Origin of the sequence: Pseudomonas benzopyrenica, assembly GCF_036884265.1 — a bacterium.
In the GTDB taxonomy this organism is placed as follows: Bacteria; Pseudomonadota; Gammaproteobacteria; order Pseudomonadales; family Pseudomonadaceae; genus Chryseomonas; species Chryseomonas benzopyrenica.
Genome location: NZ_CP145723.1, coordinates 1,588,830 through 1,611,415, shown reverse-complemented (window position 1 = coordinate 1,611,415; position 22,586 = coordinate 1,588,830). Strand labels below are relative to the sequence as shown.

General features: G+C 63.2%; 22 protein-coding genes and 2 tRNA genes. 10 read left to right on the top strand and 14 right to left on the bottom strand.

Annotated elements, in window-relative coordinates:
- Positions 1–9: 9 nt before the first annotated feature.
- The 7 genes from V6W80_RS07415 (at position 10) to V6W80_RS07385 (ending at position 6,927) form a co-directional block, all read left to right on the top strand.
- Complete coding sequence (locus V6W80_RS07415; protein WP_338546424.1) at positions 10–960, top strand: phosphoglycerate dehydrogenase; 951 nt, start codon at positions 10–12, stop codon at positions 958–960.
- 26 nt (positions 961–986) lie between these two features.
- Positions 987–2,312: an MFS transporter gene (locus V6W80_RS07410; RefSeq protein WP_160922935.1), complete on the top strand. Its 1,326-nt coding sequence runs from the start codon at positions 987–989 to the stop codon at positions 2,310–2,312.
- A gap of 78 nt (positions 2,313–2,390) precedes the next feature.
- Positions 2,391–3,803: a sodium:solute symporter family protein gene (locus V6W80_RS07405; RefSeq protein WP_338546422.1), complete on the top strand. Its 1,413-nt coding sequence runs from the start codon at positions 2,391–2,393 to the stop codon at positions 3,801–3,803.
- Complete coding sequence (locus V6W80_RS07400) at positions 3,790–4,920, top strand: sialidase family protein (protein WP_338546420.1); 1,131 nt, start codon at positions 3,790–3,792, stop codon at positions 4,918–4,920. The genes V6W80_RS07405 and V6W80_RS07400 overlap by 14 nt, the downstream gene beginning before the upstream one ends.
- Positions 4,921–4,931: 11 nt before the next feature.
- The gene (locus V6W80_RS07395; protein WP_338546418.1) at positions 4,932–5,615 is read left to right on the top strand and encodes an SDR family NAD(P)-dependent oxidoreductase; all 684 of its coding nucleotides are present in this window, start codon (positions 4,932–4,934) and stop codon (positions 5,613–5,615) included.
- Between the two features lie 55 nt (positions 5,616–5,670).
- A complete protein-coding gene (locus V6W80_RS07390) occupies positions 5,671–6,432 on the top strand; it encodes a DeoR/GlpR family DNA-binding transcription regulator (RefSeq protein WP_338546416.1) in 762 nt (253 codons plus the stop codon).
- Between the two features lie 243 nt (positions 6,433–6,675).
- Positions 6,676–6,927: a hypothetical protein gene (locus tag V6W80_RS07385; RefSeq protein ID WP_082731546.1), complete on the top strand. Its 252-nt coding sequence runs from the start codon at positions 6,676–6,678 to the stop codon at positions 6,925–6,927.
- Positions 6,928–7,341: 414 nt separating this feature from the next.
- Here the strand turns inward: V6W80_RS07385 and V6W80_RS07380 are convergent.
- The 10 genes from V6W80_RS07380 to V6W80_RS07335 all read right to left on the bottom strand — a co-directional run bounded on the left by V6W80_RS07380 (position 7,342) and on the right by V6W80_RS07335 (position 15,234).
- Positions 7,342–7,418, bottom strand: a tRNA-Pro gene (locus V6W80_RS07380).
- A 64-nt stretch (positions 7,419–7,482) separates the two neighbouring features.
- A complete protein-coding gene (locus tag V6W80_RS07375) occupies positions 7,483–7,842 on the bottom strand; it encodes a MerR family transcriptional regulator (RefSeq protein WP_007159195.1) in 360 nt (119 codons plus the stop codon).
- Entirely contained in the window at positions 7,823–8,125 is a 303-nt protein-coding gene (gene ihfA / locus V6W80_RS07370) for an integration host factor subunit alpha (protein WP_007159196.1), read from the bottom strand. Before ihfA ends, V6W80_RS07375 begins: the two co-directional genes overlap by 20 nt.
- 3 nt (positions 8,126–8,128) lie before the next feature.
- Positions 8,129–10,507 carry a phenylalanine--tRNA ligase subunit beta gene (pheT, locus tag V6W80_RS07365; protein ID WP_338546412.1) on the bottom strand — a complete coding sequence of 793 codons (2,379 nt, stop codon included), beginning with the start codon at positions 10,505–10,507 and terminating at the stop codon, positions 8,129–8,131.
- Between the two features lie 18 nt (positions 10,508–10,525).
- A complete protein-coding gene (pheS, locus tag V6W80_RS07360; protein WP_017638834.1) occupies positions 10,526–11,527 on the bottom strand; it encodes a phenylalanine--tRNA ligase subunit alpha in 1,002 nt (333 codons plus the stop codon).
- Positions 11,528–11,623: 96 nt separating this feature from the next.
- Positions 11,624–11,980 carry a 50S ribosomal protein L20 gene (rplT, locus tag V6W80_RS07355; RefSeq protein ID WP_007159199.1) on the bottom strand — a complete coding sequence of 119 codons (357 nt, stop codon included), beginning with the start codon at positions 11,978–11,980 and terminating at the stop codon, positions 11,624–11,626.
- A 30-nt stretch (positions 11,981–12,010) separates the two neighbouring features.
- Positions 12,011–12,205: a 50S ribosomal protein L35 gene (rpmI, locus tag V6W80_RS07350; RefSeq protein WP_007159200.1), complete on the bottom strand. Its 195-nt coding sequence runs from the start codon at positions 12,203–12,205 to the stop codon at positions 12,011–12,013.
- Between the two features lie 61 nt (positions 12,206–12,266).
- Positions 12,267–12,800, bottom strand: a complete 534-nt coding sequence (gene infC, locus V6W80_RS07345; protein WP_017638835.1) for a translation initiation factor IF-3 — start codon at positions 12,798–12,800, stop codon at positions 12,267–12,269.
- Between the two features lie 20 nt (positions 12,801–12,820).
- On the bottom strand, positions 12,821–14,743 hold the full coding sequence (gene thrS, locus V6W80_RS07340; protein ID WP_042135817.1) for a threonine--tRNA ligase: 1,923 nt from the start codon (positions 14,741–14,743) through the stop codon (positions 12,821–12,823).
- A 206-nt stretch (positions 14,744–14,949) separates the two neighbouring features.
- Complete coding sequence (locus V6W80_RS07335) at positions 14,950–15,234, bottom strand: hypothetical protein (protein WP_173146753.1); 285 nt, start codon at positions 15,232–15,234, stop codon at positions 14,950–14,952.
- 403 nt (positions 15,235–15,637) lie between these two features.
- Between V6W80_RS07335 and V6W80_RS07330 the strand changes: the two genes are divergently transcribed.
- Together V6W80_RS07330 and V6W80_RS07325 are read left to right on the top strand one after the other, a co-directional pair.
- Positions 15,638–16,345: a YfdX family protein gene (locus V6W80_RS07330; protein WP_338546408.1), complete on the top strand. Its 708-nt coding sequence runs from the start codon at positions 15,638–15,640 to the stop codon at positions 16,343–16,345.
- A 543-nt stretch (positions 16,346–16,888) separates the two neighbouring features.
- A complete protein-coding gene (locus V6W80_RS07325) occupies positions 16,889–18,058 on the top strand; it encodes an MFS transporter (protein WP_338546407.1) in 1,170 nt (389 codons plus the stop codon).
- A gap of 347 nt (positions 18,059–18,405) precedes the next feature.
- Here V6W80_RS07325 and V6W80_RS07320 read toward each other — a convergent pair.
- From V6W80_RS07320 to V6W80_RS07305, 4 genes are all read right to left on the bottom strand, one after another.
- Positions 18,406–18,482 (bottom strand) — tRNA-Val (locus V6W80_RS07320).
- An 88-nt stretch (positions 18,483–18,570) separates the two neighbouring features.
- Positions 18,571–19,083, bottom strand: coding sequence for a DUF2937 family protein (locus V6W80_RS07315; protein WP_064306609.1), 513 nt, complete (start codon positions 19,081–19,083; stop codon positions 18,571–18,573).
- A gap of 18 nt (positions 19,084–19,101) precedes the next feature.
- A complete protein-coding gene (locus tag V6W80_RS07310) occupies positions 19,102–19,875 on the bottom strand; it encodes a class II glutamine amidotransferase (protein WP_338546406.1) in 774 nt (257 codons plus the stop codon).
- A gap of 98 nt (positions 19,876–19,973) precedes the next feature.
- Positions 19,974–20,447 carry an MFS transporter gene (locus V6W80_RS07305; RefSeq protein ID WP_338546404.1) on the bottom strand — a complete coding sequence of 158 codons (474 nt, stop codon included), beginning with the start codon at positions 20,445–20,447 and terminating at the stop codon, positions 19,974–19,976.
- An 89-nt stretch (positions 20,448–20,536) separates the two neighbouring features.
- On the opposite strand from V6W80_RS07305, the gene V6W80_RS07300 reads away from it, so the two are divergent.
- A complete protein-coding gene (locus V6W80_RS07300; protein WP_338546403.1) occupies positions 20,537–22,558 on the top strand; it encodes a S9 family peptidase in 2,022 nt (673 codons plus the stop codon).
- Positions 22,559–22,586: the final 28 nt, after the last annotated feature.

Here is a 22,586-nt window from a genome sequence, read left to right as displayed (position 1 = left end):
AGCCTGACCATGAAAGTCGTCTGCACCTCGCCCTCCTTCGCCAAGTACTCCCGGGAACCCCTGGAGTTGCTGGCCCGCCACGGCATCGACGTGGTGACCTTGCCCGCCGACATCGATGCCGAGGGTTTCATCGCCGCGGCCGCCGAGTGCCAGGCGGCCATCACCGCCTTCAATGTCTTCGACGCCGCCACCTTCGCGGCCCTGCCGCAGCTGCGCCTGGTGTGCAAGCACGGCGTCGGGGTCGACAACATCGACCTGGACGCGGCCCGTGCCAGCGGCGTGACCGTCTGCAACGTGCCCAACTCCAACCGCCACGCGGTGGCCGACTACACCTTCGCCCTGCTGCTGGCCTCGGCCCGCCAGGTCGCCCGCGCCGACCGTGAAACCCGCGCCGGCGAGTGGCCGCGGCTGTTTGGCGCGGATGTCCACGGCAAGACCCTGGGCATCGTCGGCCTGGGCAGCATCGGCAAGGAAGTCGCGCGGCGCGCCAGCGGCTTCGCCATGCGCGTCATCGCCCATGACCCCTATCCCGATCAGGCCTTCGCCGACCGCGAACGCATCGAGTTTCGCGCCCTCGACGACCTCCTCGCCGAAGCCGACTTCGTCACCCTGCACATCGGCCTGTCCGACGCCACTCGCCACCTGCTGGACGCACGGCGAATGGGCCTGATGAAGCCGGGCGCCCACCTGATCAACGCCGCGCGCGGCGGCATCGTCGATGAAGAGGCGCTCTACCAGGCGTTGCACAGCGGCCACCTGGGCGGCGCGGCCCTGGATGTGTTCGAGGACGAGCCGGCCAACCAGCACCCGCTGTACGGGCTGCCCACCGTGGTGGTGTCACCGCACATCGCCGGCTACACCCCGGGCGCGCTGGACATCCTCAGCCTCACCTGCGCCCGCAACGTGGTCGCCGCCCTTACCGGCAGCACCACCCTGGAGTCCGTCGTCGTCGCCCCCTGACCCCCTACCCCTTTCGGAACCTGATCATGGATAACAACAACAAGGCCACCAGGATTCGCTGGATCATCGCCGGACTGATGTGGACAGCGATCGCCATCAACTACATCGACCGGGTGGTGCTCTCCGCTGCCGCCCCCTTCATCAGCAAGGAATTCGCCCTCAACGCGACCGAGATGGGGCTGATCATGTCGGCCTTCTTCTGGTCGTACGCCCTGCTGCAGTTGCCCGCGGGCTGGCTGGCCGACCGCTTCGGTCAGAAGGCCACCCTAGGCGGCGCGGTGCTCTGGTGGTCGCTGGCGACTGCCCTGACCGGCCTTGCCACGGGCTTCAAGTCGCTGTTCGCCTTGCGCATCGGCCTGGGCATCGGCGAGGCGGCGGCCTACCCGAGCAACGCCGGCATCACTTCGCGCTGGTTTCCCGACAAGGAGCGCGCCACCGTCTCGGGCATCTTCGACAGCGGTTCCAAGTTCGGCGGCGCGGTGGCCATGCCGCTGATCGTCGGCCTGATCGCACTGTTCGGCTGGAAGCTGACCTTCGTCATCAGCGGCGCCCTCGGCATCCTCTGGGCCCTGGCCTGGTTCGCCTTCTACCGCAACGATCCGGAAGACCACCCGCGCATCAACCAGGCCGAGCTGCGCTACATCCGCGAAGGCCAGCGGCGCCGCGAAGGCAATGGCGAGAAACCAGCCATGCGCTGGTACGAGCTGCTGCGCTACCGCAACGTCTGGGCCATGTGCCTGGGCTTCTTCTTCATCAACTACAACTCCTACTTCTTCATCACCTGGCTGCCCACCTACCTGGTCAAGGAAAAGGGCATGGACCTCATCTCCATGGGCTTCATGGCGGCGCTGCCGCTGCTGATCGCCATGGTGGTGGAAGTCTTCGCCGGCTGGCTGTCGGACCGCATCTACCGCAGTGGCCGCTATTCGCTGACCACGATCCGCAAGACATTTCTGATCGTCGGCCTGCTGATGGCCTCCTGCATCGGCCTGGCGGCCTTCGCCGAGTCGGCCTGGATCGCCATCGTGCTGCTGTGCATCGCCAAGTCCGGCACCACCGTGGCGGCCACCCAGGTGTGGGCCATGCCCGGGGATATCGCCCCGCGCGGCATGACCTCGATGCTGGCCGGCCTGCAGAACTCGGTTTCCAACATGGGCGGCGTGGTCGGCCCCATCGTCACCGGCTTCATCGTCGCCACCACCGGCTCCTTCAACATCGCCCTGCTGTTCTCGGCGGCGCTGATCGTGGCAGCCATCCTCAACTACCTGTTCCTGCTCGGCCGGGTGGAACCCATCGTCACCGACGACGACCCGGAGGCGGACCTGCTGGGCGCCGGTCAACCCAGCCACTGACGTTCCTCGTTCAGGGCGCCGGCGGCCTGCCGGCGCCCTGTGAAAAAGCTCGTACAACAACAACACGGAGCGATTTCCATGCAGACGTTCGACGTGCAAAGCACCGCCATCATCATCGGGATGGTGGTGGTCTACATTCTCTTCACCACCTGGCTCAGCATCCGCCTGCGCAGCCGCACCAGCGGCGAATTCATGGTGGCCGCGCGCAGCATGCCGGCCTTCGTGGTGGGTATCCTGATGATGTCAGAGTTCATCGGCGCCAAGTCCACGGTGGGCACCGCCCAGGCAGCCTTCGAAAGCGGTTTCGCCGCCTCCTGGTCGGTGATCGCCGCGGCCATCGGCTTTCCGCTGTTCGGCCTACTGATGGCGCGCAAGCTCTACGCCTCCGGCGAATTCACCATCTCCGGCTTCATCGCGCAGAAGTACGGCCTGTCCACCAAGCTGATGGTGTCGATCATCATGATCTACGCCCTATTGCTGGTGAACGTGGGCAACTACGTCAGCGGCGCCGCGGCCATCGCCACGGTGCTCAAGATCAACCTACCCACCGCGGCCTTCATCACCGCCATCGTCAGTACCCTGTACTACGTCTTCGGCGGGCTGAAGAGCGTGGCCTACGTCAGCATCCTGCACACCTCGGTCAAGTACGTGGGCGTGCTGATCGTCCTGGGCGTGGCCCTGCACATGACCGGCGGCTTCACCCCGGTCATGCAGAGCATGCCGGAGCACTACTTCACCTGGGACGGCGCCATTGGCGGCAGCAAGATCTTCGCCTGGATCATCGGTACCGTCGGCGCGATCTTCTCCACCCAGTTCATCATCCAGGCGATCTCCTCGACCAAGGATGCGCGCGCCGCCCAACGCTCCACCTTCCATGCCTCGCTGCTGTGCATCCCTATCTCCCTGGCGCTGGGCTTCATCGGCGTCGCCTCCAAGTACCTGCATCCAGAAATGAGCAGCCTCTACGCCCTGCCCGTCTTCCTGCAGTCGATGCACCCGGTGCTGGCCGGCGTGGTGACCATTTCCCTGGTCGCCTCCATCTTCGTCAGTGTCAGCACCGTGGCTCTGGCCATCGCCTCGCTGGTGGTCCGGGACTTCTATGTGCCGCTACGCAAGCCCACGCCCGAGCGTGAGTTCAACGCCACCCGGGTGATCTCGCTGATCATTGGCTTCGTGCCGCTGTTCTTCGTGTTCTTCGTCCCCGAGATCCTGAACCTGTCGTTCTTTACCCGGGCGCTGCGCCTGTCCATCGCGGTGATCGCCATGATCGCCATCTACCTGCCGCTGTTCGCCACCAACCGGGGCGCGACGCTGGGCCTGCTGGCCTCGACTATCACCACCAGCGTCTGGTATCTGCTGGGCAATCCCTATGGCATCGACAACATGTACGTTGCCCTGGCGACGCCTGCCATCGTCGTGGTCATCGAACGGCTCTTTCCCCAGCCCGCCGCCAAAGCCGCTCCTGCCGAGGTCCCCCATGTCCATCACTGAAATCGCCATCGCTGGCCGCCAGGACAGCTTCCTGCCGACGCCCTATCCGCAGAACCACGCCGCCAACCTGCTGGCTCAGCCTGACGGCACCCTGCTGTGTACCTGGTTCGCCGGCACCCAGGAAGGTAAGGCCGATATCTCGGTCATGCTCAGCCGCCGCGATCCGGCGACCGGTACCTGGAGCGATCCCGTGCAGCTGTCGGACGACCCGACCCGCTCCGAGCAGAATCCCATCCTGCTCCAGGCGCCGAATGGCCCGCTGTGGCTGCTGTGGACCGCCCAGGTAGCCGGTAACCAGGACACCGCCATCGTCCGCCGCCGCCTGTCCCCCGATGGCGGTCACAGTTGGGGCGCCATCGAGACGCTGATCGACACCCCCGGAACCTTCGTTCGCCAGCCGCCGGTGGTGCTGGCCAACGGCGACTGGCTGCTGCCGATCTTCCACTGCATCGCCCGCCCCGGCGAGAAGTGGGTGGGCAGCCATGACACCAGCGCCGTGCTGATCTCCAGTGACCAGGGCCGCAGCTGGACCGAGCATGCCGTGCCCGAGAGCACCGGCTGCGTGCACATGAACATCCAGCCGCTCGGCGACGGCACCCTGCTGGCGCTGTTCCGCAGTCGCTGGGCCGACTTCATCCACGCCAGCCGTTCCCAGGACGGCGGTCGCAGCTGGAGCGCCCCTACCCCGACGACCCTGCCCAATAACAACTCCTCCATCCAGTTCATCCGCCTCGCCAGCGGCGAACTGGTGGTGGCCTACAACCCCACCAGCGCCGCCGACTACAGCGAACGCCGCGCCTCGCTCTACGACGAGATCGACGATGGCGACAGCCGCGTCGATCCGGTAGCAAAGGACGGCGAGCGCAGCGCCATCTGGGGCGTACCACGCGGCCCCATGAGCCTGGCCGTGTCCACGGATGAGGGGCACAGCTGGCGACGCCTGGACGTCGAGGCCGGCGACGGCTATTGCCTGACCAACAACTCCACCGAGAAGCTCAATCGCGAGTACTCCTATCCCAGCCTGGTACAGGCGCCCGACGGTGATCTCCACCTGGCCTTCACCTACTTCCGCCAGCGCATCAAGCACGTCCGCCTGCCCCTGGCGGCGCTGCGTTAGAGGAGACGGCGATGACGACCCAACCCCACGCCCTGATCACTGGCATCAGCTCCGGCATCGGCGCGGCCATCGCCCAGCGCCTGCTCGCCGAGGGCTGGCGGGTGACCGGCCTGAGCCGCCGCTCGCCCGAGCAGTCGCATCCGGCGCTGACCTGGATCGGCGTCGACCTGGCCGATGACCAGGCGCTGGATAGGGTATTGGCCGACATCGAACCGCTGGACGCCATCGTCCATGCCGCCGGTTTCATGCGCACTGCCCCCCTGGGCGCCCTGGACCCGACCGATGGTGCCGCCATGTGGCACCTGCACGTGGCCGTGGCCAGCCGCCTGGTGGATCGCCTGGTCGAGCGCCTCGCCACGGACGGGCGCATCGTGCTGATCGGCAGCCGCACCATGCAGGGCGCGGCCGGACGCAGCCAGTACTCCGCCACCAAGGCGGCCCTGGTGGGTCTGGTGCGCTCCTGGGCGCTGGAGTTGGCCGCGCGTGGCGTCACCGTGAACCTGGTGGCGCCCGGGGCGACCGAGACGCCCATGCTGCGTGATCCGGGTCGTGCCGGCACGCCGCCGCGGCTGCCGCCGCTGGGCCGCTACGTGCAGCCCGAAGAGGTCGCGGGCCTGACCGCCTTCCTGCTCGGCCCGGATGCCGGCGCCCTCACCGGCCAGACGCTGACGGTCTGCGGCGGCGCCTCGCTGTGATGTGGGGGAAGCACGACTGCGCTAGAGTAGCGCGGTCTTTCCCGATGGATTCCCCATGAAGGTCGCCAAACGTCGCCAGGCCATCCTCGAACTGGTTCTGGCCGGTCACACCAATGTCGAAACCCTGTGCCGGCATCTGGAGGTGTCGGAAGCCACGGTCCGCCGCGACCTGACTGCCCTCGCGGAAGAGGGCCAGATCCTGCGCACCTACGGTGGGGCGACCCATATCGGCACCCGTGAGCCCGAGCCGTCGCTGGAGCAACGCAGCAACCAGTCCGGTCCGGAAAAGGCCCTGCTTGCCCGCGCCGCCCTCGCCCATATCAACGACCACGACACCCTGGTGCTGGACGGCGGCACCACCACCGCCGCCCTGGCCAAGCTGCTCAACGAAAGACGCGGCCTGCACGTCATCACCAACAACCTGCTGGCGGTGCCGCTGCTGCGCGATCTGCCGGAAGGCCACGTCACCCTGCTCGGCGGCGACCTCCGCCCCGGCAGCATGTCCACCTTCGGCCCGGCGGCCTTCACCATGCTCGAGCGGTTGTCGGCCGACAAGGTCTTCCTCAGCGCCGACGGCGTCGTCGCCGGCCGCGGCCTCTGTGAGGCCAGCACCGAGCAGGCCTATCTCAAGGAGCTGATGATCCAGCAAGCCGCGGAAGTCTTCGTCCTCGCCGACTCGACCAAGCTCGGCCGTGATCGTCAGCAACACTGGACGCCGCTCAAAACGGACTGGACGCTAATTACCGATGCTACGGCGACCGACGTCCTGAACCCCTTCAGGCAGCAGGCACTGGTTCGGGTAGAGACCATTTCCTGACAGAGAGGGCAATGTCTATTCACATGGCAGACATCACCACAGAACGATTAGCCTACGCATCGAAAAATTCGCGTGCCACTAGCTTCCCTCCCTAGATCAAGACCTGATAGGGCCTCGGCTACAGCGAAGTCATGTCCGGTGACTTGCACAACGACAATGCCTCAAAGTTGCCGAATATCACTCCCATAGGCACTGATTATCTAGCTAGTAGTCATAACCCTTGCACACATACGAGGAGACCACATGGCTATCAATGCAGAACTCAAAGCTGAAATCTTGCGCCGCCTGTATCACTCGCATCCATCGGGCCTGGGTAGTGAAATTCTCGATAACCATCACGGCGAAGATGCCGTTATGGACGTTCTTCAGGACCTGCAAGAGCATGGACTGATTCATAAGGGCAACGTCCACGTCGACGCTCAAGGCGATCGCTCTTTGGTGCTACCGATAAAGCTCACCTCTGCTGGAGCAGATGCCGCTAAGAACGCTGAATGACATTAGGAGGCCCAGTACTAACGCTGGGCCTTCCTATTTTTATTAGCTAGTCCAAAGCAGCGGCTGGCCCGGAAGCAGGTTGGATTATGCTTTAGGCTGTGGTCGAGGCGCGTATCCCGAAAAGGGCACTCAAGATCGAATAAGCTGCCACAGGCGATAGTGAGAACAGCTGCGCAGGTAATGCCGAGCTCAACTGAGCTGGATGTCTCTATACGTCATTACCAATGAGCAGGCGGGGTGGAAGACTCAGTAAGGTAGGTATGCTTGTAACCAGCAATACCCTTGCAGCAACACGGTCAAAAGCTACCAGGAACCCTACCCAGCGAATCGCCAGCTGATTTTGATTCTATTTTGGCTTGGTTCCAGAAACGAAAAAGGCCCAAGCCACTAAGTGCTTGAGCCTTCTCGTTAATTTGGTCGGGACGGAGTGATTCGAACACTCGACCCCTTGCACCCCATGCAAGTGCGCTACCAGGCTGCGCTACGCCCCGACTGTGTTCCTCTAGGGAACGGCGTGCATCTTACTGCAACACTTTGATTAATGGAAGCTTTTTTTCACTTTTTCAGTACGACGAGGACTTCTTCGAGTTCGCTGATCATCTGGCGGATGAGCTGGTGGTACTGCGAACCCTCATCGCGGGTCTCGTCGCCCTGGGTGAGGCGCTGGCGCGCCCCGCCGATGGTGAAGCCTTCGTTGTACAGCAGAGAGCGGATCTGGCGGATCATGAGCACGTCGTGGCGCTGGTAGTAGCGCCGGTTACCGCGGCGCTTCACCGGGTTCAGCTGGGGAAATTCCTGCTCCCAGTAGCGCAGCACGTGCGGTTTGACCAAGCAAAGGTCGCTCACCTCACCGATGGTGAAGTAGCGCTTGCCCGGTATGACCGGCAGTTCGTCGTTATGACTTGGTTCCAGCATAGGCCTCGACCCTGGCTTTGAGTTTCTGCCCGGGGCGGAAGGTCACCACACGGCGCGCCGTAATGGGTATCTCCTCCCCTGTCTTGGGATTGCGTCCGGGGCGCTGGCGCTTATCGCGCAGGTCAAAGTTGCCGAAACCAGACAACTTGACCTGCTCGTTGCTTTCGAGCGCATGACGAATTTCTTCGAAGAACAGTTCGACCAATTCCTTGGCTTCACGTTTGTTCAGACCGAGCTCTTCAAACAGACGTTCGGCCATCTCAGCTTTCGTCAGGGCCCCCATGCGCTATTTCCTTAACGTGGCGTTGAACCTTCTTTCCAGAGAAACGAGGATTTTCTGCGTCGTTTCGTTGACTTCTTCATCGGTTAATGTGCGCGATGGATGTTGCAAGGTCAAGCCGATGGCGACGCTTTTTCTATGTGGATCAATACCTTTGCCTTGATAGACGTCGAACAGGCGCAGTTCCTTGAGGCCTTCTCCGGCGTTTTCGCGGATGTCGGCCAAGAGGTCGCCTGCGGCGACGGTTTCGTCCACCACCAGTGCCAGGTCACGCCGCACTTCCGGGAAGCGCGACAGCTCGCCAAAGCGCGGCAGGCTGCCGGTGGTCAGGGCATCCAATGCCAGCTCGAAGAGGAACACCGGGCGATCCACGTCCAGCTCGCGTGCCACTTCCGGGTGCAGGGCGCCCAGATATCCGACTGGCTGCCCTGCCCTTTCGATCAGCGCGGTCTGCCCCGGGTGCAACGCCGGATGCTCGCCCGTGACGAAGCGGAAGTCGCTACCCGCACCAGACTGAGCCAGCAGCGCCTCGACATCGGCCTTGACGTCGAAGAAGTCCACCGCCTCACGTCCGGACGACCAGCTCTCCGGCAGACGCGAACCGCAGACGGCGCCGGCCAGGACGTTTTCCTGCACCAGGCCTTCCAGCTGACCAACAAATCTCAGCCCCGACTCGAACAGCCGGACGCGGTCCTGCTGACGGTTGAGATTGTACTGCACGGCCTTGACCAGACCCGGCCACAGCGACGAGCGCATGGCGGCCATGTCGGTGGAGATGGGATTGGCCAGCATCACCGGCTGGGCCTCAGGGGCGAACAGCCGGAAGGTCTTTTCGTCGATGAAGCTGTAGGTGATGGCTTCCTGGTAGCCGCGGGCCACCAGCAGGCGTCGCAGCTGGCTCAACTCGCCCTTGCTCTCGGGCAGGGGTTGCGGCGCCAGACGAGCCTGGGGGAAACGGATCGGCAGCTGGTTGTAGCCATAGAGGCGCGCCAGCTCTTCGATCAGGTCCACTTCGATGCTGATGTCGAAACGGTGGCTGGGTACGCCCACCTGCCAACGACCAGCTTCCAGGCGGGCTACGGCCAGGCCCAGGCCGCTGAGCAGACGCTCGACCTGGGCATCGTCCAGGGTCAGACCCAGAACGCGCTCGATGCGCTCGGCGCGCAGCAGGATCGGTTCGACCTGCGGCAGGTACTCGGCACTGACCGCTTCGATCACCGGACCCGGTTCGCCGCCGACGATGTCCAGCAGCAGACGAGTCGCGCGCTCCATGGCCTTGCGTGCCAGTTCGAAGTCCACGCCCCGCTCGAAGCGGTGGGAGGAATCGGTGTGCAGGCCATAGGAGCGAGCCTTACCGGCAACGGCGATGGTGTCGAAGAAGGCGCTTTCCAAGAACAGATCACGGGTACCGGCGGCGACACCGCTGTGCTCGCCCCCCATGACGCCAGCGATGGCCAGGGCGCGTTCGTGGTCGGCTATCACCAGGGTGTCGTTGCGCAGTTCGATGTCCTGGCCATCCAGCAGTACCAGGCGCTCGCCGGCATCGGCCAGGCGCACGCGGATGCCGCCCTTGATCTGGTCCAGATCGAAGGCGTGCATGGGCTGACCCAGTTCGAGCATCACATAGTTGGTGACGTCGACGGCGGCGTCGATGCTGCGCACGCCGCTGCGGCGCAGGCGCTCGACCATCCAGTCCGGCGTCGGACGGGACAGGTCGACGTTCTTGACCACGCGACCCAGGTAGCGCGGGCAGGCCTGCTGAGCCATCACCTCGACCGGACGGGTCTCCTGGTGCGTAGCCGCTACGGCCTCGACCTGCAGGGGCTCGACGGTGGCGTTGTACAGGGCACCCACTTCCCGCGCCAGACCGGCGATGGACAGGCAGTCACCACGGTTGGGCGTCAGGTCGACGTCGATGATGGCGTCATCCAGCTGCAGGTAGCTGCGGATGCTCTCGCCCACCGGCGCGCCGGCCGGCAGCTCCAGCAGGCCGCTGTTGTCGTCGCTGATCTGCAGTTCGCTGGCCGAGCAGAGCATGCCGTGAGATTCCACGCCGCGCAGCTTGGCCTTCTTGATGGTGAAGTCACCGGGCAGGGTTGCGCCGACGGTGGCGAAAGGCGCCTTCAGGCCCGCGCGCACATTGGGTGCACCACAGACCACCTGGAAGGATTCCTGACCGTTGCTCACCTGGCAGACGTTGAGCTTGTCGGCATCGGGATGGCGCTCGACGGAGACCACCTCGCCGACGATGACGCCCTGGAAGCTGCCGGCCGCCGCTTCGACGCCGTCCACTTCCAGGCCGGCCATGGACAGCCGGGCAACCAGATCCTCATGCGTAGCCGCAGGGTTCACCCAGCTACGCAGCCATTGTTCACTGAATTTCATAGGACTCCCGTCTGGCAGCTAGCGGAATTGCGCCAGGAAGCGCAGATCGTTGTCGAAGAAGAGGCGCAGGTCGTTGACCCCGTAGCGCAGCATGGCCAGGCGCTCGGCGCCCATGCCGAAGGCGAAGCCCTGGTACTTCTCCGGATCGATACCGGCCATGCGCAGGACATTGGGGTGGACCATGCCGCAGCCCAGCACCTCGAGCCAGCGCGAAGCCGGTTCGCCGTCGCGGCTCGGACGGCGGATGTCCACCTCGGCCGATGGCTCGGTGAAGGGGAAGTAGGAGGGACGGAAGCGGACCTCCAGCTCTTCCTCGAAGAATTCGCGCAGGAAAGTCACCAGGGTGCTCTTGAGATCGGCGAAGCTGACTTCCTCGTCGATCACCAGGCCTTCGACCTGATGGAACATCGGCGAGTGGGTCTGATCGCTGTCGCAGCGGTACACGCGACCCGGGCAGATGATGCGGATCGGCGGCTGCTGGCTCTCCATGGTGCGGATCTGCACCGGCGAGGTGTGGGTGCGCAGCAGCATGTTGGCGTTGAAGTAGAAGGTGTCGTGCATCGCCCGTGCCGGGTGGTGGCCGGGGATGTTGAGCGCTTCGAAGTTGTGGTAGTCGTCTTCGATTTCGGGACCGGTGGCGACGCCATAGCCGATGTTGGCGAACAGGCGCTCGATACGCTCCAGGGTGCGGGTGACGGGATGCAGGCCACCGGAGGCCTGACCACGCCCGGGCAGGGTCACGTCGATGCGTTCCGCGGCGAGGCGAGCGGCCAGGGCGGCCTGCTCCAGCGTCGCCTTGCGGCTGTTGATTGCGTCCTGGACACGTTCCTTGGCGGCGTTGATCAGCGCGCCAGCCTGGGGACGCTCCTCCGCCGTGAGGTGGCCCAGGGTCTTCATGATCTGGGTCAGTTCACCCTTCTTGCCCAGGTAATTGACCCGGAGCTGTTCCAGGGCATTGGTGTCTTCGGTGTGCCGCACGGCCTCCAGTGCTTGGGAGACCAGCGCATCCAGGTTTTCCATCTAGGGACTCCAGATACAAAATAGGGGAAGAGCTATGAGGCTCTTCCCCTATTGATAACGTTGCTTCGCGCCAGGGGCGCGAGATTGCCGGGGGGCTTAAGCCAGCGAAGCTTTAGCTTTCTCGACAATCGCAGCAAACGCCGCTTTTTCGTTCACGGCCAGATCGGCCAGTACCTTACGGTCGATCTCGATGGCCGCTTTCTTCAGGCCGGCGATCAGACGGCTGTAGGACAGACCGTTGATACGAGCACCAGCGTTGATACGAGCGATCCACAGAGCGCGGAACTGACGCTTCTTCTGACGGCGGTCACGGTAGGCGTATTGGCCTGCCTTGATTACCGCTTGCTTAGCGACGCGGAAGACGCGCGAACGGGCACCGTAGTAGCCTTTGGCGAGCTTCAGGATTTTCTTGTGACGGCGACGAGCGATGACGCCACGCTTAACACGAGCCATGGGTAACTTCCTTTAAATTCTTGACCAGGATTAACGAAGGCGCAGCATGCGCTCGACCTTTTGGACGTCGGATGCATGCATCAGCGACGTACCGCGCAGCTGACGCTTACGCTTGGTGGTCATCTTGGTCAGAATGTGGCTCTTGAAAGCGTGCTTGTGCTTGATGCCACCAGCAGTTTTCACGAAGCGCTTCGCAGCGCCGCTTTTGGTTTTCATCTTTGGCATGTTCGGATACTCCGCATTGAGTGATTACGCATAACAGCAAGGCCTGCCAGTGCCCTGGTAGTTACTTTTTCTTCTTGGGGGCGATGACCATGATGAGTTGGCGTCCTTCCATCTTAGGATGCTGCTCAACGGCGCCGTGTTCGACGAGGTCAGCTTCGACCCGCTTCAACAGCTCCATGCCCAGCTCCTGGTGGGCCATCTCCCGGCCGCGGAATCTCAACGAGACCTTGGCCTTGTCCCCCTCGGTTAGGAAACGTACCAGGTTGCGTAGTTTTACCTGGTAATCCCCTTCTTCCGTCCCTGGACGAAACTTGATTTCTTTGACCTGAGCCTGCTTCTGGTTCTTCTTCGCCGCCGCGACTTGCTTCTTCTTCTCGAAGACGTGCTTGCCGTAGTCCATGATCCGGCAGACCGGGGGTACGGCGTCGGCGGTGATTTCCACCAGATCCAGCTTGGCGTCTTCAGCAGCCTGCAGGGCCTCCTGGATGGAGACGATGCCTACTTGCTGACCATCGGCGCCAATAAGGCGAACTTCCCGGGCGGTGATATTTTCGTTGATCGGTGCCCGGGGTGCGGCTCGCTTGTCTTGTCTCATGTCACGCTGCTTGATAGTGATTACTCCGAATCTTGCCGGCCACGCCGGGAAACCGCTTGCGTGAGCAGCTCGCGGAAACGCTCGACGGGCATGGAGCCCAGATCTACGCCTTCACGGGTACGCACGGCAACGGATCGTGTCTCAACCTCCCGGTCTCCAATAACCAGGAGATAGGGAACCTTGAGCAAAGTATGCTCGCGGATTTTAAAGCCGATCTTCTCGTTTCTCAAGTCGGCTTTGGCCCGGAAGCCCTCAGCGTTCAATTCGCCGACGACCTGCTGGGCGAAATCGGCCTGTTTGTCGGTGATATTGAGTACCACCGCCTGGGTCGGAGCGAGCCAGGCCGGGAACAGACCGGCATAGTGCTCAATGAGCATGCCGATGAAGCGCTCGAAGGAACCGAGGATGGCACGGTGCAGCATCACCGGGCGCTGACGACTGTTGTCCTCGGAGATGTAGCTGGCATCGAGGCGTTCCGGCAGGTTGGGATCGTACTGCAGGGTACCACATTGCCAGTTACGCCCCAGGCAGTCCTTGAGGGTGAATTCGATCTTGGGCCCGTAGAAGGCGCCCTCGCCCGGCTGGTATTCCCACTCCAGACCCGAGGCGTCCAGGGCATCGGCCAGCGCCTTCTCGGCGCGATCCCACAGCTCTTCGGAACCGACGCGCTTGGCCGGTCGGGTGGAGAGCTTCATGATCACGTCGGTGAAGCCGAAGTCGGCATAGACCTGCAGGGTCAGCTTGATGAAGTCGGCCGCTTCCTTCTCCACCTGCTCTTCGGTGCAGAAGATGTGCGCGTCGTCCTGGGTGAAGCCGCGTACGCGCATGATGCCGTGCAGGGCGCCGGACGGCTCGTTGCGGTGGCAGGCACCGAACTCGGCCAGGCGCAGCGGCAGGTCGCGGTAGGACTTCAGGCCCTGGTTGAACACCTGCACGTGGCAGGGGCAGTTCATGGGCTTGACCGCGAAGTCACGGTTTTCCGAGGCCGTGGTGAACATGTTCTCGGCGTAGTTGGACCAGTGACCCGAGCGCTCCCAGAGGATGCGATCGACCACCTGGGGCGTCTTGATCTCCTGGTAGCCGTGCTCGCGCTGGACCTTGCGCATGTACTGCTCGAGTACCTGGTAGACGGTCCAGCCATTGGCGTGCCAGAACACCATGCCCGGCGCTTCTTCCTGCAGGTGGAAGAGATCGAGCTGCTTGCCGATGCGGCGATGATCGCGCTTTTCGGCTTCCTCGATGCGCTGGATGTAGGCCGCCAGCTGCTTCTTGTCCGCCCAGGCGGTGCCATAGATGCGCTGCAGCTGCTCGTTCTTGGCGTCGCCACGCCAGTAGGCGCCGGACAGCTTGGTCAGCTTGAACGCCTTGAGGAAGCGGGTGTTGGGCACGTGCGGGCCCCGGCACATGTCGACGTATTCCTCATGGTAGTACAGGCCCATGGCCTGCTCCTCGGGCATGTCGTCGATCAGGCGTAGCTTGTACTCCTCACCCCGGGCCTTGAACACCTCGATGACTTCGGCGCGCGGCGTCATCTTCTTGATGACGTCGTAGTCCTTGTCGATCAGCTCGCGCATCCGCGTCTCGATGGCCGAGAGGTCATCCAGGGTAAAGGGACGCTCGAAGGAGATGTCGTAGTAGAAGCCTTCGTCGATCACCGGGCCAATGACCATCTTGGCGGTCGGGAACAGCTGCTTGACCGCATGACCCACCAGGTGAGCGCAGGAGTGGCGGATGATCTCCAGACCGTCCTCGTCCTTGGCGGTGATGATCTGCAGGTTGGCATCCTGCTCGATGAGATCGCTGGCATCGCGCAGCTGGCCGTCGACGCGACCGGCGATGGTGGCCTTGGCAAGACCGGCACCAATGGACTGGGCAACTTCGGCTACGGTGACGGGCTTGTCGAATGGACGTTGGCTACCGTCGGGGAGAGTAATGACAGGCATGGCGCCTCCTCAACTCAGTGGTGACCCATACCAAGGGCCACATGGTGGGATTGGCCAGTAAGCAGCCGCACCGCTGGAAATCCCGCCGCACAGTGGCAGGGCCGCAAGGCATTCCGGGCGACGCGAAAGGATCACTGGAAAGTTTGGGACGGAAATCCTTTCAGAAACTGAGACCTGGCGCAACCTCGCAAGGGACGGTTGCCCGCTCAACGTGCCACGTCGGGGTACTTCTTGAGGAACTGCTTCTGCATTTCCTGGCAGTTTTCCATCAGCGCCTGGCGATCCGCCGGCGAGGTGTCCGCGGCATTGGCCCGCGCCAGGCACTGGTCGATGGCCTGCTGCTCGTTGGCGCGGCTGACCGGCGTGGCATTGTGGCGATAGACGTAGATGATGGAGCCGAAGACCACGACCGCGAACAGGATCGACAGCAGGATCAACCCCAGGCAACCACCCTTGCCGATCTGCCGGCCTTCACCACCCTGCGTCATCATTCGCTCCTCGTTGTGGCGGGCCCATGCTCGCGCCTGGCGAGGCAGTAGAGCCCCAGGAAATATCGCCCGCCAGTCTACGTGAAAACCTGGATCGCCACGACCGAGGCAAGCGGTCACACCCCTACCCGCCTGAGGGATCCGTATAAACCTCAGACTTCCAAAAGTTCTTCCAGGCGAAACATATTCACACGAGATTCAACCAAAGGCGCCCTTGGTTAACGGCCGACAAGATTACCCGCATTTAACAGTGCAAGACTGTTCAGCGACTATTCAAGAAAAGCTCGACTCCTATTAATCCAGTGTTAAGGGATCCGGCGGAGCATCGATTCCAGGCACTACAGAACAAGGTTCTGTTACCTGAGCGATAACCCAACTTCAATTGCATATCCGCTGGAGGCAGCACATGAACGTCAAGAATAAACTGGCAAAGAGCCTGCTGGTCGTCGCCGTCGTAGCCGCCTGCTCGTCTGCGGCCTTCGCCGCCACCCAAGCCCCCTCGCCCAGCGAACTGGGCAATTTCCAGGCGCTGTCCACTCAAGGCCAAAGAGCCTTCACCGATATATCCACCGCACGCCTGGAACTCTTTCAAGGGCAAACGAAGAAAGCGGTAAGCCATGTCAAGGATGCGCAACAGGCACTCAAACTTGCACAGTCGGATAATACGGCACTGGAAAAAGCCGCGAGTGAGTTGCAGGTCAAGGATAATCAGGGCAAGGCCGACACCAGCACGACCGTAACCTCCTGGCTACCGATTTGGGGTGACACTGTGGTGCAGGACAGTTATATGGCCAGCCCGCAAAAAGTGAAAGCAGTGGCGGACGCCAACAACAAGCTCAAACACGGCGACGCCAAGGGCGCCGCGGAAACCCTGCGTCTGGCCGACGTCGATATCGACACCGCCATCGCCCTGGCACCACTCAAGCAGACCATGACGGACGTCGATCAGGCGGTTAAGCAACTGGCCAGCGACAAGTTCTATGAAGCCAACCTGACGCTCAAGCAGGCTCAGGATGGCGTGCGCTACGCCTCGACGGCCCTGGACTTCACGGCGAACAAACACGGGCTGCAGCCGGCGGGCTCCTTCACCGAGACCGTTACCCCGAGCAGCTGATGGCTTGGGGCGGACAACAGGGCGATCGCGAGATCGCCCTGTTCGAACCCAGCACGCCTGGCTGACCAAAGGCTACCGAGCAGGTAAACGAAAACTGGATCGCCCTTCTTACCCACCAGCCGTGCGGGTTTTGTCAGGCAAGATAGGATTCAAGCCAATACCCCTTCTGCAAGAAGCCTCGGCAAGACAGATCCACCGCATTCAGCGCTCCCACCCTCAACGTACCCATTCAGCGGACGCAAGCTGTCGCTTAGAAGAGCCAGTAGGCCTGTGGCGGGCACCTAAGCCTGTCACCGGGTAAAGGCTTCGCTTTCTCAGCCTCGCATACGCCTTTCCCCCTTTCCTTCCCAATGGCAGCACTGCCAGGCCCTGCTGACACGCCCCAGCTGCCAAGTCGCCCGGTTCAGGCCTAGCCATTTCCTTCCGCGAACATCAACCAGGAAATGCACGATTATGCGCGGTCTTGCTTAATCATGCCTGTTCGGCTAACACTGATATGAGGTGTGATAACCCTTTACTGTCGCCTTATTTCGGAGCACTCCCATGCAACACGTGCAACTCGCCACCCAACAACGCTCGGGAGCGATCGAGCAATGGGCGACCCGCGTCGGCTTTCTGATTGCAGGTTCGGCTATGGCTGCGTGGGCACCCCTGGTGCCCGTCGCCAAGGCAAGGATCGGCGCCGATGATTCGACGCTTGGCCTTCTGCTGCTTTGCCTCGGCCTGGGATCCATCGTCGCGATGCCCATCGTAGGCATCCTCGCCAGCCGCTTTGGGTGCCGCGCGGTGATCGCGACCAGCTCGGTGGCACTGGCCCTCGTGCTGCCGCTGCTGGCCGTTGCCGATTCGATTTTCGGTATGGCCATCGCCTTGGCTCTGTTCGGGGCAAGCGTTGGCGCTCTGGACGTCGCCATCAACATTCAGGCGGTGATGGTCGAGAAGGACAGCGGTCGCAACATGATGTCCGGCTTCCACGGCTTGTTCAGTGTGGGCGGCATTGTCGGCGCCGGCGGCATGAGCGTTCTGCTGGGGGCTGGAATCCAACCGCTGGTTGCGACCCTGGTGTTCAGCGCGTTGTTGATCCTTCTACTCGCGGCCTCAATCAAGGGTCTGCTGCCCTACGGCAATCATGACGCCGGGCATACTCCGCTGTTCACGTTGCCGCGCGGGATCGTCGCCTTCATCGGCCTGCTCTGTTTTCTGATCTTTCTCGGCGAAGGCGCGATCCTGGACTGGAGCGCCCTGTTCCTGATCGATGCCCATGACGTCGCCCCGGCACAGGCCGGCTTTGGTTACACGGTATTCGCGTTGGCCATGACCCTTGGTCGTCTGACCGGGGATTGGATCGTGAAGACGCTGGGCGGCCTGAAAGTGGTCGTAGGCGGCGGCCTACTCGCCGCGGCAGGCTTTCTGATGGCGGTGCTGGCACCCAGCCAGCCCTTTGCCTTCGCCGGCTTTCTGCTCGTTGGCCTCGGAGCCTCCAACATCGTCCCGGTGCTCTTCAGTGCCGCAGGGCGGCAGACCCGGATGCCTCCAAGCCACGCCATTGCCGCGATCACCACCATCGGCTACGCCGGCATTCTCATCGGTCCGGCAGCGATCGGTTTCGTGGCCCAGCATTGGAGTTTGAGTGCAGCGCTGGTGCTGGTGGGGGGCGGGATGGCGTTTGTTGCGCTCACCTGGCCGATGACCGCAAGACAACAAAATGCCTAGTGCTTCACCCTCGCCAGAGCCTGGCGGCCGCTATCGAGCCCTTGGCGACGGCGGAATGGCATAGTCGCCGGTCACTGCTCCTTCTTCCATGCGGATCGAGCACCAGGCTCTCGGCTCAGGCCCCTTCCCAGAGGAACACACCAGACGCCAGGGGGGGGGGCATGTCGATCCGACAGGGTTTCGCTATCACCAAGAAGGCCAAGGCGAACAGGTCGTTGAGTATCAGGACGCCGGGACGAATCAGCAGCCCTGACAGCTGAACGCCTTCCCATCGCATCCCCAAACGAAAAAAGGGCGACCCTTTCGGATCGCCCTTCTTCTTACCCGCCAGCAGTGCGGGTTTTGTTTGGTAGGCACGATTGGATTCGAACCAACGACCCCCACCATGTCAAGGTGGTGCTCTAACCAACTGAGCTACGTGCCTGCTGTGGGTGCGCATTCTACAGCGCGAGACTTTAGCGTCAAGCCCTTTTTTCAGCTAAACGCCTGAAAACGTGAAATTTTTTTGAGGTCTAGGAAAGACGCCGGGCTGGGCGCCGTGGATAGAGCAGGATGGAAAGCCAGAGCGCGAGGGTTTCCACTGTCACCGCCAGCGCCAATCCCAGCCCTATTCCCCAGCCGATGGCTTCGGGGGTAAGGACCACCTGATAGCGATATTGCCGCAGGGTCTCGTCACGCAGCTCGCCGTTGGGCCGTACCAGGATGTGCCAGGCCCGCTGGTACCAGGGGCCTTGTAAGGCCTGCCATTCTTCGTTGAACAGCGCGTTACGGCGCATCAGTACGCCAAGGCTGTCGGCGTCGCTGCGAAAGACCGGATCCTCGCTGGCCCGGTAATGCGCCAGCAGGCCGTCGAGGCTGCCCTCGAAATATTGCTGCGCGGTCCGCCTGAAACCGCTCAGGGCCTGATCGGACTCCAGGCGATGGGCATCCACGCGCTGCTCGTAGTCGAGCATGAAACCGGGGATCTGCACCCCTACCAGCAAGGCCAGGGTAAACAACAGCAGACGAATATAGCTGCGCAGCATCGTGAAGTAGGTTCCTGTCTAGACGCGACCCTGGGTGACGATCTCGCCATCCCACCAGAGATGCCATTCCCCCGGCTGATGCAGGGTCCAGACCTCGTCGCAGGTCAGCGGCTCGGTGGCGATGATGGTGACGACATCATTGGGCGTGGTCTCGGCCTTGAAGTCGATGCGTACTTCCGCATCACGCAACTGGGCCGGACCGAAGGGGGCACGGCGGGTGATATGGGCCAGCTTGGTGGTGCAGAAGCTGAACAGCCAGTCGCCATCGCTGAGCAGGCAGTTGAAGACGCCCTTCTTGCGAAAACCATCGCAGGCGTTCACCAGCTGCGGCAGTAGCATCTCCACCGGGACGGGTTCGGGAAAGCGCTCGCGAACCTGATCCAGCAGACTGCAAAAGGCCGTCTCGCTGTCGGTAGTGCCTACCGGTCGGTAGAAACGCGGCTCGGGATAAAAATCCTGCAGCTGGCCATTGTGGGCAAAACTCCAATAGCGCCCGCCCAGCTCGCGCACGAAGGGATGGGTATTGGCCAGATTGACCGCCCCGACATTGGCGTGGCGGATATGGCCGATCACCGTGTGGCTCTTGATCGGATAGCCCTGGACCAGCTTGGCCACTTCGGAATCGGCGCCCGGCAAGGCATCCTTGAACAGGTGCAGGCCCCTACCCTCGTAGAAGGCCACGCCCCAGCCGTCTCGATGCGGACCGGTACGACCGCCTCGCTGCATGAGGCCCTGGAGACTGAAGACCAGATCCGTGGGCACGTTGGCACTCATGCCCAGCAATTCGCACATGTCCGTCCCTCCGGGGTGGCTGCCTGGTTCAACGGCGGCTGCAGCCGCTGCCCTTCGCGGTCATGCTGAAGGGGTCACGGCCCAGGCGCAAGCCTGGATTACAGACGGGGTTCGACGCGCTCGCTGCGGCCACGGGGTTCACGGCGCTCCACAGGTGCTGCCGGGCTGCGCAGTGCCGTCGGCGATTCCGGCTGTGGATCATCCGCCGGGCTTTCCGCGGCGACCGGCGCAGGACGCGGATGGGAGCGGCGGTACAGCCAGCGACAAAGGACGAAGATCAGGTAGAGCACCACGCCGATGGTGCCGGCCGCCGCCAGATTGGCCACGGCCGACCAGGCACTGTTGCCGACCTTGAACACCAGGTCCAGCACCGTCACGGCGATGGCCGGAGCATAGAGGCCATGCTCGGCATCCACCAGGGCCGGGGTCACCAGCAATACGGCCACCACCAGGCGGATAGGTTCGCGCAACCAGCGCCAGAGCCAACCGGTGGCCTTGAAAGACACCACCAACAGCAGCAGCGCGGCGACGGCGTAGACGGCCCAGGCGATCAGGTACTCTTGCTCGGTCATTGCGATCCATGGCGATAGCGGAAAGGAGAAGCCTATGATAGCGGTTTTGCCCCGCCCGCGTGCTCTTGCGCGGCGCCCAAGGAGCCCGCATGACCCAAGCCCCCATTGCCCGCCGCGCCCCCGGTGACGATCCCTACGCCTGGCTGGAGAGCCGCGACGCCCCCGAGGTGCTGGCGCACCTGGAAGCCGAGAACGCCTACCTGGAAGCCGAGCTTGCACCCGAGGCCGCCCTGCGCGAACAGCTGTTCGAAGAGATCCGGGCGCGCATTCGCGAGACGGATCTGTCGCTGCCCGTCCCCCGCGGCGACTATCTCTACTACCAGCGCACCCAGGCCGGTGACGAATACGGCCGTAACTATCGCTGCCGTCGCCCCGCCAATGGCGACCTCACGCCCGATCCGGCGACCGAAGAATTGCTGTTCGACGGCAATGCCATTGCCGACGGCGGCTTTCTCTCCGTCGGCCGCTTCACCATCAGCCCGGACCAGACCCGGCTCGCCTACAGCCTCGACCAGGTCGGTGACGAGACCTACCGGCTCTATGTGAAGGAGCTGGCCACCGGCTTGGTGACCGAACTGCCCTTCGAGGAGTGCGACGGCAGTCTGACCTGGGCCAACGACAGCCGCACCCTGTTCTTTGGCGAGCGCGACGAATCCCATCGTCCGCACAAGCTCTATCGCTACCACCTGGGCGATGCCGAGCCGCAACTGGTCTTCCACGAGACCGACGGGCGCTTCTTTCTCGGCTGCTATCGTTCGAGCTCCGAACGCAAGCTGCTGCTGCTGTCCCACAGCAAGACCACCAGCGAAGCCTGGGTGCTGGACGCGGATCGGCCGGACGAGGCCTTCGTCTGCCTGGCGCCCCGCGAAGAAGGTCATGAGTATTTCCCCGATCATGGCGTCGATGGCTGGTACATCCGCAGCAACCAGGACGGCATCAACTTCGCGCTCTACCAGGCCGCCGAGGAAAGTCCCACGCGCTCGCACTGGCAGCTGCTGGTACCTCACGATCCTGCGGTGATGCTGGAGGACGCCAGCCTCGGCGCCCAGGCGCTGGTCTTGAGCCTGCGCACCGCCGGGTTGCCGGTCCTGGAGGTTCGCCCCTATGGTCAGGCCTCCTACCGGGTCGACCTGCCGGACGAGGTCTACAGCCTCGATGCCATGGACGTACTGGAATTCGACAGTCCCGTCATGCGCCTGCGCTACGAGGCGCTCAATCGCCCCGCCGAGATCCGCGAACTGGACCTGGTAAGCGGTACCCAGCGAGTGCTCAAGCAGGTGCCGGTGGAAGGCCCCTTCGACGCCGACGCCTACGAGAGCCGCCGCCTGTGGGCCACCGCCACGGACGGCACGCGCATTCCCATCAGCCTGGTCGGTCGGCGCGATCTGCCGCAGAGCGCCCCGCTCTACCTCTATGGCTATGGTGCCTACGGCCACAGCCTGGACCCCTGGTTCTCCCATGCGCGCCTGAGCCTGCTGGATCGTGGCGTGCGCTTCGCCATCGCCCATGTGCGCGGCGGCGGCGAACTAGGGGAAGCCTGGTATCGCAGCGGCAAGCTGGAACACAAGCAGAACACCTTCGACGACTTCATCGCCTGCACCGAGCATCTGCTGGAGCAGGGCCTGACGACACCGCAACAGGTGGTCGTCAGCGGCGGCAGTGCCGGCGGTCTGCTGATCGGCGCCGTGCTCAACCAGCGGCCCGAGCTCTATGCCGGGGCCATTGCCGAGGTGCCCTTCGTCGACGTGCTCAACACCATGCTCAAACCGGACCTGCCTTTGACCGTGACCGAGTACGACGAGTGGGGCGATCCGAACGAGCCCGAGGTGAGGGCGCGCATCGCCAGCTACGCGCCCTACGAAAACGTCAAGGCCCAGGCCTATCCGGCCATCCTGGCGGTGGCGGGCTATCACGACACCCGGGTGCAGTATTGGGAAGCCGCCAAGTGGGTGGCGCGGCTGCGCGAGCGGCGGACCGATCAGGCGCCCCTGCTCCTGCTCAAAACCGAATTCGGCGCCGGACACGGCGGCATGAGCGGGCGTTACCAGGCGTTGCGCGACGTGGCCCTGGAATACGCCTTCGTCTTCCGGGTACTGGGCCTGACCGGCTAGGGAACGGCGGGGGCTCTGGGCAGGTCTT